Source organism: Pseudomonas protegens (assembly GCF_013407925.2).
GTDB classification, from domain to species: Bacteria; Pseudomonadota; Gammaproteobacteria; order Pseudomonadales; family Pseudomonadaceae; genus Aquipseudomonas; species Aquipseudomonas fluorescens_AP.
In genome coordinates this window covers 1,063,253-1,078,214 of record NZ_CP060201.1, presented here as the reverse complement: position 1 = coordinate 1,078,214, position 14,962 = coordinate 1,063,253, and the positions used below count along the sequence as shown (strand labels likewise).

Genomic DNA, 14,962 nt, shown 5'->3' with positions numbered 1-14,962 from the left:
AAATAGCGCGCCGGACGGCCTTCGCCGAGGCTGGCAGGCTTGACATTGGCGAGCCTGAAACGTATGTTTCAAACAAGTGTTTGTCAGGCGGAGTAGCCATGGCCCAGTCGGAAACCGTTGAACGCATTCTCGATGCTGCCGAGCAGTTGTTCGCGGAAAAAGGTTTTGCCGAAACCTCATTGCGGCTGATTACCAGCAAGGCCGGGGTCAACCTGGCAGCGGTCAACTATCATTTCGGTTCCAAGAAAGCCCTGATCCAGGCTGTGTTCTCGCGCTTTCTCGGGCCTTTCTGCATCAGTCTCGATCGTGAGCTGGAGCGGCGTCAGTCCAAGCCGGACAGCAAGCCGAGCCTGGAAGAGCTGCTGGAAATCCTTGTCGAGCAGGCGCTGGTGGTGCAGCCACGCAGCGGCAACGACCTGTCGATTTTCATGCGTCTGCTGGGTCTGGCTTTCAGCCAGAGCCAAGGGCATTTGCGGCGTTATCTGGAAGACATGTACGGCAAGGTGTTTCGCCGCTACATGCTGCTGGTCAACGAGGCGGCACCGCGTATTCCGCCCATAGAACTGTTCTGGCGCGTGCATTTCATGCTGGGTGCGGCGGCATTCAGCATGTCCGGAATCAAGGCGTTGCGAGCCATTGCCGAAACCGATTTCGGGGTCAACACCTCCATTGAGCAAGTGATGCGGCTGATGGTGCCGTTCCTCGCCGCCGGTATGCGCGCCGAAACCGGCGTCACCGATGAAGCCATGGCCAGCGCCCAGCTCAAGCCCCGCAGCAAATCAGCACCGGCAGTCGCCAAGGCTTGACCTCACGGGTGGGCGCGACAGCTTGCATCCGCTAAGCTAGCCGCCCATGCCGACTCTGTTTTTTTACCCCTGTGCCTTCCCCTTGTTGACGTTGATTGGCCCGGTTGCGTCCGTTGCGGATGAGGCTTGGTCCTGCGTCTTGCGGGAGCCATCGTCGATGGCGTGCGCATTCGTGTCTAAGGAAGTGTTATGACCGCTGGCCTGCAAGGCTCCTTGATGGTGGACGTCGCCGGTACCTGGCTGACGGCTGAAGATCGCCAACTCCTGCGTCAGCCGCAAGTGGGCGGGCTGATCATTTTTGCTCGGAATATCGAGCACCCACGCCAGGTGCGCGAGCTCAGCGCGGCGATCCGGGCCATCCGCCCGGACCTGCTGCTGGCGGTGGATCAGGAAGGAGGCCGGGTGCAGCGATTGCGTCAGGGTTTTGTCCGTCTGCCGGCGATGCGCGCCCTGGCCGACAACCCGAATGCCGAGTTCCTGGCCGAGCAGTGCGGCTGGATCATGGCCACCGAGGTCCTGGCGGTGGGCCTGGACCTGAGCTTTGCCCCGGTCCTTGATCTGGATCACCAGCGCAGTGCGGTGGTGGGCAGCCGGGCGTTCGAAGGTGATCCGGAGCGCGCGGCGCTGTTGGCCGGTGCCTTTATCCGCGGCATGAACAGCGCCGGGATGGCGGCGACCGGCAAGCATTTCCCTGGACATGGCTGGGCCGAGGCCGATTCCCATGTGGCGATTCCCAATGACGAGCGCAGCCTGGACGAGATCCGCGCCAAGGACCTGCTGCCGTTCGCCCGCTTGAGCAAGCAGTTGGCGGCAGTGATGCCGGCCCATGTGATCTATCCGCAGGTCGACCCCCAGCCGGCCGGTTTCTCCCGACGCTGGCTGCAGGACATTCTGCGTGGCGAGTTGCAGTTCGATGGGGTCATCTTCAGTGACGACCTGTCCATGGCCGGCGCCCATGTCGTCGGCGATGCGGCAAGCCGGATCGAGGCGGCCCTGGCGGCTGGTTGTGACATGGGGCTGGTGTGTAACGACCGCGCCGCGGCCGAGCTGGCCTTGAGCGCTGCGCAGCGCTTGAAGGTGCAGCCGTCGCCACGCCTGGCGCGGATGCGCGGTCAGGCGTTCGCCAATCTCGAATACAAGCAGGACCCGCGCTGGCTCGCGGCTCTGGAAGCGCTGAAGGCCGCGCAGTTGATCGATTGAGGTGGTTTGGCCCGGCACCGCGAGTTGCGCGGTGCCCGTGCATTGACCGGCCTCAGCGGCCGGTTTTGTTGTCCGGCAAGGGCGCGAACAGGGCTTCGATGTCTTCGCTCTGTAACTTCCAGTCGCCAGCCTTGCGTCCATCCAGTACGCCTGCCGCCAGGTCCGATTTCTCCTGTTGCAGGTGCTGGATCTTCTCTTCCACGGTGCCGCGGGCGATCAGCTTGTAGACGAATACCGGCTTTTCCTGGCCAATGCGGTAGGCGCGGTCGGTGGCCTGGCTCTCGGTCGCCGGGTTCCACCACGGATCGTAGTGGATCACGGTGTCGGCCTCGGTCAGATTCAGGCCCACGCCGCCGGCCTTGAGGCTGATCAGGAAGATCTGCAGCTTGCCGCTCTGGAAATCCCGCACCGGCGTGCGCCGATCCCGGGTCTGGCCGGTGAGCAGGGCGTAGGCAATGTTGCGTCGTTTCAGTTCAGCCTCGATCAGGCCCAGCATCGAGGTGAACTGGGAAAACAGCAGAATGCGCCGGCCTTCTTCAAACAGTTCCTCCAGCATCTCCATCAGGCTGTCGAGCTTGCCCGAGGAGCTGCCGCGCGCCGGTGGCGAGTCGTTGACCAGGCGCAGGTCGCAGCACACCTGGCGCAGTTTGAGCAAGGCTTCGAGGATGATGATCTGGCTGCGGGCCACGCCCTTGCGGGTGATTTCGTCGCGGACCTTCTTGTCCATGGCCAGGCGCATGGTTTCGTAGACGTCCCGTTGCGCCTCGTTGAGTTCGACCCAATGGATGATCTCGCTCTTGGGCGGCAGCTCAGTGGCCACTTGCTCCTTGGTGCGGCGCAGCAGGAAGGGTTTGATCCGGCCGTTGAGGTGTTGCAGGCGCACTTCGCTGGCGTGCTTTTCGATCGGCACCCGGTAGTCGCGGTTGAAACTCTTGGCATCGCCAAGCCAGCCCGGCAACAGGAAGTGGAACAGTGACCAGAGTTCCCCCAGGTGGTTTTCCAGGGGCGTGCCGGACAGGCACAGGCGCTGTCGGGCGTTGAGTTCGCGGGCGGCTTGGGCGGCCTTGCTCGATGGGTTCTTGATGTACTGCGCCTCGTCGAGGATCAGTACGTGCAAGGGCTGCGCGGCCAGCAGCTCGACATCCTTGGGCAGCAGGGCGTAGGTGGTCAGCAGCAGGTCGTAATCGGCCAGTTGCGCGAAGTGTTTCTTGCGCCCCGCGCCATACAGCGCCAGAACCTTGAGTTGCGGGGTGAAGTGCGCGGCCTCGTCCAGCCAGTTGGGAATCAGGCTGGTGGGCATCACCACCATGCACGGCCGATCCAGGCGGCCGGCATTCTTCTCGCTGAGGATGTGCGCCAGGGTCTGCAGGGTCTTGCCCAGGCCCATGTCGTCGGCGAGGATGCCGCCCACCTCCAGCTGACGCAGAGATTGCATCCAGCTCAGGCCCTCCAGCTGGTAGGGGCGCAGCGTGGCATTCAGGCCTTGCGGTGCTGGCGCCGAGTAGTCGCGGATGTCCCGCAGGCGCTGGGCGAAGGTGCGTATATGCTCGCCGCCTTCCCAGAGCAGTGGCAGCTCTTGCAGTGGATTGAGCCGGGTAGCGTCGGCGCTGCTCAGGCGCAGGGTGGTTTCGCCGGGTTCCTGCAGGTAGAACTCGCCCAGGGTCGCCAGCACCGGCTTCAGGCGGCCGTAGGGCAGCGCCACTTGCAGCGGGCCGTGCAAGGAGTTGGGGCGATTGGGAATGTTCACCAGGATCAGCTCGTCGTCGCGGCGCCTGGCCAGGCGTTCCGGGTTGAGGATCTCGGTGTGGGAGCGCATCAGGTTGAGCAGGATCGGCAGCAGGCTCAGGCGCTCGCCGTTGACGATGATCCCCAGCTCCAGGTCGAACCAGTCGCGCCCGGGGGCTTCGTCGACACTGGCATACCAGTCGTCCACCGCGGTCAGGTCGAAGCCGAAGCCATCGTCGATCTGCAGTTCCCAATCCTGGCTGCGCAACTTGGGCAGTTCATTGAGGGTGAAGGTCAGCCAGGCGCTGTCGTTGACCATCTCGAACAGTTCGCCGGCGCTTTCCGGCAGGGCCTTGCTCTGCCGGGTGGCGATCTTGAAGCCCAGGCTGCGCAACTGTTCGCGCCAGCCTTGCTCCAGTTCTGGCTGGCGCTTGATGCGCAGGCTCTGGTGTTCCTGGCGGATGATCACATCGGCATTTTTCTGGCCGCTGACGTACTCGCCCTGGTAGTTGAACGACAGCGCGGCGCGGTGCTGGATGTAGCGCTGCATCTTGCCGTTGCGTGGCTCGAAGGCGCTGAACTCGATGCTCGCCAGCCGCAGGCGCGGCACTGGGCGCACGTCCTCCAGCAGCACCTGGGGCAGGGCGGCGGGCCGGCGGCTGTCGAGCACGGCAGAGAGTTTCTCCAGCAGTTCGGCGTCTTTGGCCGCCGCCGGGTAGGCCAGGGTTTCTTCCACTTGCAGCAAGACCGCGACCACATGTTTGCAGTTGCTGCGTACCGGGCAGGTGCAATGGGTGTCGATCAGCAGCAGGTTGCCCTTGCTCGACTCGCGCAGGTTGATGCTTTGCCGGTAGACATTGCCACCGGAGCCCTCGCAACTGGCGTTGATAGCGCTGTCTGCGGCGCTGACGATGCGCACGCGCTTTTCCAGGGCATAACGCCGGCCGCGCTCCAAGGTTTGTTCCTTGAAGCGGTTGACCCAGGACGGGGCCAGGGGTTTGGTCAGGGGCGGACTCATAGGGACTTCGATCAGTCCGGTATTTCAGTTGGAGCGGGACGGGGTGCCGGTGCGGTGAGCGAGGTGATCTTGATCAGCAGGGCCAGATGGCCGTTGTCCAGGTAGTTGAGCTGACCGTTCTTGGTGTGGCTTTGCTGCTTCAGGCGCTCGCTTTGGGTCACCAGGCCATTGCTGTCGATCTGGTTGATCCAGAAATCCGCGTCGACATCGGTGAAGCGTCCGAGCTTGAGGTTCAGGGTGCCTTCGATGGGGAACTGGCCGAACAGTTCCGGCCCGTCGCTGAGGGCCACCTTGACCGGGGTTTCCCCCAGGGTCTGCTGCCAGGCCTTGTGCAGCAGCACGCTGTAGTTGCCGCTGGCGTTGAGCTTCTCGACTATCCCACCCAGGGATGGCGTGCGCTGGCTGTCCGGGCTCAGGCGTTGAGCGCCGGCGGCCCAGTCTTCCGGAGCGGCGCGGCTTATGATCTGCGGCTCGGCGTTCTGCCGGACGAGGATCATTTCCACCTGGTACAGATCGTCGGCAAACGCCATGGGCGCGACCAGGGTCAGGAGCAGGGTCAGGGAGCGGAACAGGCGCATGGGGCGTCCTTCAAGCATTTTTCGGGGTGAGGCGTTCAAACAGTGCCTCCAATGTATTAAAGCGCTCTTCCGGGCGCTCCATCGGCACCATGAACTTGAACAGGGTTGCGCCTTCGAATTTGTAGCGTTTGGGCTGGCTCTGAATCAGTTTGATCAGCGCCAATGGGTCCACCGGAGTGTCCGCCGCGAACTCGATGCGCCCGCCTTGCGGGCCGCCGTCGACCTTCTTGATCCCCAGGGTTTCGGCCTGGAGTTTGAGCAGGGTCAGGCGGATCAGGTTCTTGGTCGGCTCAGGCAGCAGGCCGAAGCGGTCGATCATCTCCACCTGCAGGTCCTTCAGGCCGTCCTCGTCGGTGGCCGAGGCAATGCGCTTGTAGAGGATCAGGCGCGCGTGCACATCCGGCAGGTAGTCCTCGGGAATCAGCGCTGGCAGGCGCAGGTTGATTTCCGGGCCGCCGCCCAGGGGCTGGTCGAGGTTCGGTTGTTCGCCCTTGCGGATGGCTTTCACGGCGCGCTCGAGCATCTCCATATAGAGGGTGAAGCCCACGGCCTGGATCTGCCCGCTCTGGCCGTCGCCCAGCAGTTCGCCGGCGCCGCGGATCTCCAGGTCGTTGGTGGCCAGGACGAAGCCGGCTCCCAGGTCCTGGGTATTGGCGATGGCTTCCAGGCGCTTTTCCGCGTCCGGGGTGATCTGCTGGCGCGGTGGCGTCAACAGATAGGCGTAGGCCTGGTGGTGACTGCGTCCGACCCGGCCGCGCAACTGGTGCAGTTGGGCCAGGCCGAACTTGTCGGCGCGCTCGATGATGATGGTGTTGGCGCTGGGCACGTCGATCCCGGTTTCGATGATGGTCGAGGCGATCAGCACGTTGAAGCGCTTGTGGTAGAAGTCGCTCATCACCTGTTCGAGTTCGCGTTCGCGCATCTGCCCGTGGCCGATGCCGATCCGGGCCTCGGGCACCAGTTCGGCCAGCTCGGCGGCGCATTTCTCGATGGTCTTCACGTCGTTGTGCAGGTAGTACACCTGGCCGCCACGCAGCAGTTCGCGCAGCAGGGCCTCTTTGACCGTGCTCTTGTTCTGCTCCATGACGAAGGTCCGCACCGACAGGCGCCGGGCCGGCGGGGTGGCGATGATCGACAGGTCGCGCATGCCCGAGACCGCCATGTTCAGGGTCCGCGGGATCGGCGTGGCGGTCAGGGTGAGGATGTCGACTTCGCTGCGCAGGGCCTTGAGCTGTTCTTTCTGGCGCACCCCGAAGCGGTGTTCTTCGTCGATGATCACCAGCCCCAGGTTCTTGATCTTCACATCGTCCTGCAACAGCTTGTGGGTGCCGATGACGATGTCGATCTTGCCTTCGGCCAGGTCGGCCACCGCGGCGTTCACTTCCTTGGCCGACTTGAAGCGGCTCATCACTTCCACGGTCACTGGCCAGTCGGCGAAGCGGTCGCGGAAGCTGTTGTAGTGCTGTTGGGCGAGCAGGGTGGTGGGCACCAGGATTGCCACCTGCTTGCCGCCGTGCACCGCAATGAAAGCAGCGCGCATGGCCACTTCGGTCTTGCCGAAGCCGACGTCGCCGCACACCAGACGGTCCATCGGCTTGCCCGAGAGCATGTCCTCGCGCACCGCTTCGATGGTGCTCTGCTGGTCCGGGGTTTCCTCGAACGGAAAGCCGGCGCTGAAGGTGGCGTAGTCGGCCTTCGGATCGGCGAAGGCGTAACCTTCGCGGGCGGCGCGCCGGGCATAGATGTCCAGCAGCTCGGCGGCCACATCGCGCACTTGCTCGGCGGCCTTGCGCTTGGCTTTCTGCCAGGCTTCCGAGCCCAGCCGGTGCAGCGGCGTCAGGGCATCGTCGCTGCCGGTGTAGCGGGCGATCAGGTGCAGGTTGGCCACGGGCACATAGAGCTTAGCGCCCTCGGCGTATTCCAGGGTCAGGAACTCGGCGGCCTGGTTGTCGATTTCCAGGGTCGCCAGGCCCAGGTAGCGGCCGACACCGTGGTCGATGTGCACCACCGGCGCGCCTTCGCGCAGCTCGGTGAGGTTCTTGATCACCGCATCGTTGTTGGCGTCGGCGCGTTTTTCCCGGCGCCGGCGCTGCATCACCCGCTGGCCGAACAACGGGCTTTCGGCCACCAGGGCCAGGGCCGGATCGTCCAGCACCAGGCCTTCGTCTAGGGGCGCGATGGTGATCGCCAGGCGCTCCTTGCTGGCGACGAAGTCCGGCCAGCTGTCGACGGTCTTCGGGCGCAGCTTGAGGCGCTCCAGCAGCTCCAGCAGCACTTCCCGGCGGCCGGCGGATTCGGCGGTGAACAGCACCCGGCCGGGGAACTCATCAAGAAAGCCCGAGAGCGCCGCCAGCGGCTGGTTGGCCTTGGCCTCGATGGCCAGGTTGGGCAGTTCGTGGGCCGGGAAACGCTCGCGGCCGACGCCGGTTTCGATGTCCTGCTGGCTGGCCACCACCCGTGGCCAGTTTTTCAGGCGGGCGAAGCAATCTTCCACCGGCAGGAACAGCTCCGCCGGCGGTAGCAGCGGTCGCGAGGGATCGACGCGGCGCTCTTCATAGCGGTTGCGCACGTCGTTCCAGAAGTTTTCCGCGGCCTGTTCGATGCCCGGCAGGGAGAACACCTGGGTGTCCTGGGGCAGGTAGTCGAACAGGGTCGAGGTTTCTTCGAAGAACAGCGGCAGGTAGTACTCGATACCGGCCGGGGTAATCCCGCTGCTCAGGTCCTGGAAGATCGGGCAGCGGCGGAAGTCCACGTCGAAGCGTTCGCGAAAGCGCGCCTTGAAGCGGGTCACCGCTTCTTTCTGTAGGGGGAACTCCTTCGCCGGCAGCAGGCGTACCGAGTCGACCTTGTCGATGGAGCGCTGGTTCTCCGGATCGAAGGTGCGCAGCGTCTCGATTTCGTCGTCGAACAGGTCGATCCGATAGGGCAGCTTGCTGCCCATGGGGAACAGGTCGATCAGCGCGCCGCGCACGGTGAATTCGCCGTGCTCGTAAACCGTGTCGACATAGCGGTAGCCGCTGGCCTCCAGGCGCGTGCGCATCTGTTCCACATCGAGCTTCTGGCCGACATCCAGCACCAGGCTGCTGCCCAGCAGGAACTGGGTCGGCGCGAGGCGGTGCAGGGCGGTGGTGATCGGCACCACCAGCACGCCGTGCTCCAGTTCCGGCAGCCGGTAGAGGCTGGCGATGCGCTGGGAAATGATGTCCTGGTGCGGCGAGAACAGGTCGTAGGGCAGGGTTTCCCAATCGGGAAAATGCAGCACCGGCAGGTCCGGGGCGAAGAAGCTCAGCTCCTGCTCCAGCCGGTCAGCGCTTTGGCTGTCGGCAGTCAGCAACAGGGTAAAGCGCTTGGCGGCGCTGGCGGCTTCGGCGATGGCCAGGCTCAGGGCGGCACCGGGCAGGTTGCCCCAATGCTGTTTACCGGCGGCGGCGGGGAGTAGCGGTAGACGCAGGACGGGCACGGACGGTCAAGCTCCAAGCGTTGCGACGAAAGTCGGTAATTGTAACGGCCCCGGGTGGCCACTGTCAGTGGCTGATGCGTCTATTACGCCGGTCAGGGCAAATGTAGTGGCTATGACAACAAAATGTGCTTTTTGAGCGGAAATGTAGTGCCGAATCCGGCTGGTGTTACGGAGGGTTACAGACAGGCTGGTGCGCCGTCCAAAAAATTGACGCTGCTGGAGGCCGCGGTTTTACTGGGCTCCAGCACAGTGGTGTTTTTTTGCAAGGGCTTTTTGTTACGTTCCGCACGACAGGCGCGCATTGCTACGACAGGAACGGGGCGGCATAATGTAGCCCCTTTTTTCTGCCCCTACATGTGGAAGGTTCCCGTGACTCAGAAGCCCGACCAGTGTCTTGGTGAATGGATCGACCGTGAAGCACTCGCAGAAGCGATGATTCCGCTTATCGGTCAGCTCTACCGCAATAACAATGTGGTGAGCTCGATCTATGGCCGCAGCCTGATCAACCAGTCTGTCATCGCGATTCTCAAGGCTCATCGCTTTGCTCGCCATCGCTCCTCCGACGACAGCGAACTCTCCGTCCACGAAACATTCCCACTGCTCAAGGCCATGAGCGAGCTCAAGCTCGGCGCGGCTTCGGTAGACCTGGGCAAGTTGGCGTTCAAATTCCGCAACGAAGGCAACGGCCGCAGCGCCGAGCAGTTCGTGCGTGAAGAAATGGCTGACGTGGTTGGCCAGCAAAACGCTTCGGCCCGCAAAGGCACTGACGTTGTGCTGTACGGCTTCGGTCGTATCGGCCGTCTGCTGGCGCGCATCCTGATCGAGAAAACCGGTGGTGGCGACGGCCTGCGTCTGCGCGCTATCGTGGTGCGCAAGGGCGCCGAAAACGACCTGACCAAGCGCGCCAGCCTGCTGCGTCGCGACTCGGTGCACGGTTCGTTCAACGGCACCATCACCATCGACGAAGAAAACAACACCATCACCGCCAACGGCAACCTGATCCAGGTGATCTACGCGAAGAACCCGACCGAGGTGGACTACACCCAGTACGGGATCAAGAACGCGCTGCTGGTGGACAACACCGGTGTATGGCGTGACGCCGACGGCCTGGGCCAGCACCTGGCCTGCCCGGGTATCGACCGCGTGGTGCTGACCGCGCCTGGCAAGGGCAAGCTGAAGAACATCGTTCACGGTATCAACCACAACGAAATCACCGCTGAAGACAAGATCGTGTCCGCCGCTTCCTGCACCACCAACGCCATCGTGCCGGTGCTCAAGGCTGTGAATGACAAGTTCGGCATCATCAACGGTCACGTTGAAACCGTTCACTCGTACACCAACGACCAGAACCTGATCGACAACTTCCACAAGGGCGATCGCCGTGGCCGTAGCGCCGCGTTGAACATGGTAATCACCGAAACCGGTGCTGCCACTGCTGCTGCCAAGGCCCTGCCTGAGCTGGCCGGCAAGCTGACCGGTAACGCGATCCGCGTTCCGACGCCAAACGTGTCGATGGCCATTCTCAACCTGAACCTCGAGAAAGCCGCCACCCGTGAAGAGATGAACGAGTACCTGCGCTACATGGCGCTGCACTCCGATCTGCACAAGCAGATCGACTTCGTCAACTCGCAGGAAGTGGTCTCCACCGACTTCGTGGGCTCGCGTCACGCCGGTGTGGTCGACGCTGAAGCGACCATCGTTCAGGATAACCGCGTTGTTCTGTACGTCTGGTACGACAACGAGTTCGGTTACAGCTGCCAGGTGGTGCGCGTGATGGAAGACATGGCCGGGGTCAACCCGCCAGCGTTCCCACGCTAAGCGACTGCTGAAATGAAAACGCCCCGACTCGTCGGGGCGTTTTTGTTTGTGGCTTGCGCCGGCCAGCTAAGCCGGCGCAATTCCGTAGCAGCTGGCTTGGCCAGCGAAGCTTTGGTCTCAGGCGCCGCGCGCTGTTGCCGCTTGCGCGGTACGCAGTTCATGGCGATTGCCGCGGAACAGCACCAGGGTGGCGATCAGCCCCAACACCGCCGCGCCACTGAGCCAGATGCCCGGGGCCGCCTGGTTGCCCAGGACGTGGATCAGGTAGGTACAGGCCGCCGGGGTAAAGCCACCGAAGGTGGCGGTCGCCAGGCTGTACGCCAGGGAGAAGCCCGTGGTGCGTACTTCCACCGGCATGATTTCGGTCAGGGCCACCACCATGGCGCCGTTATACGAGCCATAGAGGAAGGACAGCCACAATTCGACGATCAGCAGATGGCTGAAGCTGGGGTTGGCCACCAGCCAGGACAGCGCCGGATACGCGGTGAAGATCGCCAGGAGGGTGGCGCCCAGCAGCAGCGGCTTGCGGCCGATCTTGTCCGACAGCGAACCCATCACCGGCAGCCAGAAGAAGTTCGACAGGCCGATGCACACGGTTACCAGCAGGGCGTCGAAGTCCGACAGGTGCAGTTCGGCCTTGCCGAAGGTCGGGGTGTAGGCGGTGATCAGGTAGAAGGACACGGTGGTCATGACCACCAGCGCCATGCCAGCGATGACGATGCCGAAGTTCTGACCGATGGAGCGGACGATTTCCTGCAGCGAAGGGCGATGCTTGCGGGCCTGGAATTCCGGGGTTTCCTCCAGGGAGCGGCGGATCATGAAGATCGCCGGAACAATCATGCAGCCCACCAGGAACGGCACGCGCCAGCCCCAGTCGCCCATTTGCTCGGGGCTCAGCCAGTGGTTCAGGCCCACGCCCAGCAAGCCGGCGAACACCACCGCGGCCTGTTGGCTGGCCGACTGCCAGCTGACGAAGAAGCCCTTGCGGCCCGGCGTGGAGATTTCGGCCAGGTACACCGACACGCCACCCAGCTCGACGCCGGCGGAGAAGCCTTGCAGCAGCCGGCCCAGCAGCACCAGCAGGGGCGCGGCAACGCCGAGGGTGGCGTAGCCTGGTACGCAGGCGATCAGCACCGTGCCCGCAGCCATCAGTGCCAGGGTGATGATCAGCCCCTGGCGACGACCGTGGCGGTCAATGTAGGCGCCGAGGAAGATCGCCCCCAGGGGGCGCATCAGGAAGCCGGCACCGAAGGTCGCCAGGGACAGCATCAGCGAGGCGAAGGCACTGTCGGCAGGGAAGAAGGTCTTGGCGATTGCCGTGGCGTAGAAGCCGTAGACCATGAAGTCGAACATCTCGAGGAAGTTGCCGCTGACAACGCGAAAGATCGCCTTGCCTTTGCCCGTGGTCGTGGACATTTTTTTCACTCACTTTGGCTGTCTTGTTAGCAATCCCTGGTCGTTATGCGTCCCTTACTGCAAAGCCGGGGTTTTGAGGCTGCACGCTGAACAGTTTTGTAACGATATGTGTATGAGCGCTATCAGGCAACTAAATCTCTTGGTTGGGCTGCGTGGGCTCTGGAAAGGGGCTCCGGCCGTGAGTGAGACAAGGTTCCGGGTGCGTGGGCCGGTGCCGTCTGTCACATAATGGCGTTTTGCATAGCGAAGTGGCCTTGCGGGGCACTTGATTGGGAGAGCGGACTGTGTGGGCAAGTCATTTCTGGCCGGGTCCCGTGTTATGGGCGGCGGCACTGCTGCTGGCGGGTTGTGGCGGCGAGCGCATGGAAAGTATTTCCGGGCCGACCATGGGCAGTACCTATTCGGTGCAGTACGTGCGGCACGCTGATGGCCCGGCGGCGTCTCGGGTCAAGAGCGAAGTCGAGGGGATTCTTGCCAAGGTCGATCGGCAGATGTCCACCTATCGCGCTGACTCGGATATCGAGCGCTTCAACGAATTGCCGGCCAATAGCTGTCAGCCGATGCCTGAACCGGTACTGCAGTTGGTGCGTGTGGGGGAGCAGTTGGCTGCTGACAGTGAGGGCGCCTTTGATCTGACGGTGGAGCCGCTGCTCAATCTCTGGGGCTTTGGTCCCCAGGGGCGCGAAGAGAAGGTGCCAAGCGCGGCAGCGCTGGCGCAGGTGCGGCAGCGGGTCGGGCATGGGCACCTGCGTATCGAGGCCGGGCAGCTGTGCAAGGACGCGGCGGTGGAGGTGGATTTCAACAGCATTGCCGCCGGTTATGCGGTGGATCGTATCGCTGCCCGGCTCGGGCAGTTGGGTGTCGACAGTTTCCTGGCCGAGGCCACCGGCGAACTCAAGGCGGTGGGGCGCAAGGCGGACGGCTCACCTTGGCGCATCGCCCTGGAAGAGCCTCGGGATGACCAGCAAGTGGCCCAGCGAGTGATAGCGCTGGATGGCTATGGCGTATCCACGTCCGGCGACTACCGTAACTACTTCGAGCAGGATGGGCGGCGCTACTCCCATACCTTCGATGCACGGACCGGCAGGCCCATAAGCCACAAGCTGGCGTCGGTGACGGTGATTCATCCTTCGGCGCTCATGGCCGATGGCCTGTCGACGTTGTTGCTGATTCTCGGCCCCGAGGCCGGCTGGGAGTACGCGGAAAAACACCGGATCGCCGCATTTTTTGTGATGCGTGCCGATACAGGCTTCGTCACACGCAGCAACCCGGCCTTCGATGCGTTGTCGGCGGGGGCAAAACAATAAATCGGCACGCTGTCACGAACGCTGTAGTGCAGGCAAAAGTAGCCTACGACGCGACCAAGGGTTAATGTGCGCGGCGTTGACGCTTCTATAGACTGTGCCCGGGTTCGTAACCGAGCCAAATTGATCCTTCATGCCGCTGGCCGCGGCATGATTTAGCCGGAGATGCCAGAAGGGCATCTCGGCCTGTTCTGAGGAGTACGCATGGCTGTCTACAACTACGACGTAGTGGTGCTGGGCTCAGGCCCCGCTGGAGAAGGTGCGGCGATGAACGCCGCGAAAGCAGGACGCAAAGTGGCGATGGTCGATAGCCGTCGCCAGGTCGGCGGCAACTGCACCCACCTGGGTACCATTCCGTCCAAGGCCCTGCGTCACTCGGTCCGGCAGATCATGCAGTTCAACACCAACCCGATGTTCCGGGCCATTGGCGAGCCGCGCTGGTTCTCGTTCCCGGACGTGCTCAAGAGCGCCGAGAAGGTCATTTCCAAGCAGGTGGCTTCGCGCACCGGCTACTACGCCCGCAACCGGGTCGACGTGTTCTTCGGCACTGGCAGCTTCGCCGACGAGCAGACCGTGGAAGTGGTCTGCGCCAACGGCGTGGTGGAAAAGCTGGTAGCCAAGCACATCATCATCGCCACCGGCTCGCGCCCGTATCGCCCGGCGGACATCGATTTCAGCCACCCGCGTATCTACGATAGCGACACCATCCTCAGCCTCGGCCACACCCCGCGCAAACTCATCGTTTACGGCGCCGGGGTCATCGGCTGCGAATACGCCTCGATCTTCAGTGGTCTTGGGGTGCTGGTGGAGCTGGTGGACAATCGTGGCCAGTTGCTGAGCTTCCTGGACTCGGAGATTTCCCAGGCCTTGAGCTACCACTTCAGCAACAACAACATCACCGTGCGCCACAACGAGGAATACGACCGCGTTGAGGGTGTCGACAACGGGGTGATCCTGCACCTGAAATCCGGCAAGAAGATCAAGGCCGACGCCTTGCTCTGGTGCAACGGCCGCACCGGCAACACCGACAAGCTGGGCATGGAGAACATCGGGGTCAAGGTCAACAGCCGCGGCCAGATCGAAGTCGACGAGAACTACCGCACCTGCGTGCCGAACATCTACGGCGCCGGTGACGTGATCGGTTGGCCAAGCCTGGCCAGTGCCGCCCATGACCAGGGTCGCTCCGCTGCCGGCAGCATCGTCGACAACGGTAGCTGGCGCTTCGTCAACGATGTACCGACCGGGATCTACACCATTCCCGAGATCAGTTCGATCGGCAAGAACGAGCAGGAGCTGACCCAGGCCAAGGTGCCTTATGAAGTGGGCAAGGCGTTCTTCAAGGGCATGGCCCGCGCGCAGATCGCCGGCGAGCCGCAAGGCATGCTGAAGATCCTGTTCCACCGCGAAACCCTGGAAGTTCTCGGCGTGCACTGCTTCGGCTACCAGGCTTCGGAAATCGTCCACATTGGTCAGGCGATCATGAGCCAGCCGGGCGAGCACAACACCCTGAAGTACTTCGTCAACACCACCTTCAACTACCCGACCATGGCCGAAGCCTATCGGGTAGCGGCATACGATGGCCTCAACCGGCTTTTTTGAGCGGCTCCGGCCGGTGGCCTGAGCCGGCCGGGGAGACC

Annotated in this window: 9 protein-coding genes; 5 read left to right on the top strand and 4 right to left on the bottom strand. The window is 63.2% G+C overall.

The annotated features are described in order from the left end of the window. The first annotated feature begins 98 nt into the window (after positions 1-98). Both GGI48_RS05025 and nagZ read left to right on the top strand, forming a co-directional pair. Entirely contained in the window at positions 99-806 is a 708-nt protein-coding gene (locus GGI48_RS05025; protein ID WP_016967101.1) for a TetR/AcrR family transcriptional regulator, read from the top strand. A 201-nt stretch (positions 807-1,007) separates the two neighbouring features. After that, entirely contained in the window at positions 1,008-2,006 is a 999-nt protein-coding gene (gene nagZ, locus GGI48_RS05020) for a beta-N-acetylhexosaminidase (protein WP_177435171.1), read from the top strand. Between the two features lie 52 nt (positions 2,007-2,058). Here the strand turns inward: nagZ and GGI48_RS05015 are convergent, their stop codons facing one another. From GGI48_RS05015 to mfd, 3 genes are read right to left on the bottom strand one after another with little or no spacing between them, the layout of a single operon-like run. Further along, positions 2,059-4,749 carry a DEAD/DEAH box helicase gene (locus GGI48_RS05015; protein ID WP_179597308.1) on the bottom strand — a complete coding sequence of 897 codons (2,691 nt, stop codon included), beginning with the start codon at positions 4,747-4,749 and terminating at the stop codon, positions 2,059-2,061. An 11-nt stretch (positions 4,750-4,760) separates the two neighbouring features. Next, positions 4,761-5,327 carry a CsiV family protein gene (locus GGI48_RS05010; protein WP_179597307.1) on the bottom strand — a complete coding sequence of 189 codons (567 nt, stop codon included), beginning with the start codon at positions 5,325-5,327 and terminating at the stop codon, positions 4,761-4,763. A 10-nt stretch (positions 5,328-5,337) separates the two neighbouring features. Further along, the gene (gene mfd / locus GGI48_RS05005; protein WP_179597305.1) at positions 5,338-8,787 is read right to left on the bottom strand and encodes a transcription-repair coupling factor; all 3,450 of its coding nucleotides are present in this window, start codon (positions 8,785-8,787) and stop codon (positions 5,338-5,340) included. Positions 8,788-9,141: 354 nt separating this feature from the next. Here mfd and GGI48_RS05000 point away from each other — a divergent pair, with 354 nt between their 5' ends. Then, on the top strand, positions 9,142-10,605 hold the full coding sequence (locus GGI48_RS05000) for a glyceraldehyde-3-phosphate dehydrogenase (protein WP_016967095.1): 1,464 nt from the start codon (positions 9,142-9,144) through the stop codon (positions 10,603-10,605). Positions 10,606-10,722: 117 nt separating this feature from the next. Here GGI48_RS05000 and GGI48_RS04995 read toward each other — a convergent pair whose 3' ends face one another. Further along, entirely contained in the window at positions 10,723-12,021 is a 1,299-nt protein-coding gene (locus GGI48_RS04995; RefSeq protein ID WP_179597303.1) for an MFS transporter, read from the bottom strand. 362 nt (positions 12,022-12,383) lie between these two features. On the opposite strand from GGI48_RS04995, the gene GGI48_RS04990 reads away from it, so the two are divergent. Then, a complete protein-coding gene (locus tag GGI48_RS04990) occupies positions 12,384-13,328 on the top strand; it encodes an FAD:protein FMN transferase (RefSeq protein ID WP_179597301.1) in 945 nt (314 codons plus the stop codon). Between the two features lie 201 nt (positions 13,329-13,529). Next, a complete protein-coding gene (gene sthA, locus GGI48_RS04985; RefSeq protein WP_016967736.1) occupies positions 13,530-14,924 on the top strand; it encodes a Si-specific NAD(P)(+) transhydrogenase in 1,395 nt (464 codons plus the stop codon). Positions 14,925-14,962 lie beyond the last annotated feature (38 nt).

Excerpts from the sequence above, each read along its gene's own strand:
- GGI48_RS05015 (WP_179597308.1), bottom strand. The coding sequence starts at position 4,749 with ATGAGTCCGCCCCTGACCAAACCCCTGGCCCCGTCCTGGGTCAACCGC.
- GGI48_RS04995 (WP_179597303.1), bottom strand. The coding sequence starts at position 12,021 with ATGTCCACGACCACGGGCAAAGGCAAGGCGATCTTTCGCGTTGTCAGC.
- GGI48_RS05010 (WP_179597307.1), bottom strand. The coding sequence starts at position 5,327 with ATGCGCCTGTTCCGCTCCCTGACCCTGCTCCTGACCCTGGTCGCGCCC.
- GGI48_RS05025 (WP_016967101.1), top strand. The coding sequence starts at position 99 with ATGGCCCAGTCGGAAACCGTTGAACGCATTCTCGATGCTGCCGAGCAG.
- GGI48_RS05000 (WP_016967095.1), top strand. The coding sequence starts at position 9,142 with ATGTGGAAGGTTCCCGTGACTCAGAAGCCCGACCAGTGTCTTGGTGAA.
- GGI48_RS04990 (WP_179597301.1), top strand. The coding sequence starts at position 12,384 with ATGGAAAGTATTTCCGGGCCGACCATGGGCAGTACCTATTCGGTGCAG.
- sthA (WP_016967736.1), top strand. The coding sequence starts at position 13,530 with ATGGCTGTCTACAACTACGACGTAGTGGTGCTGGGCTCAGGCCCCGCT.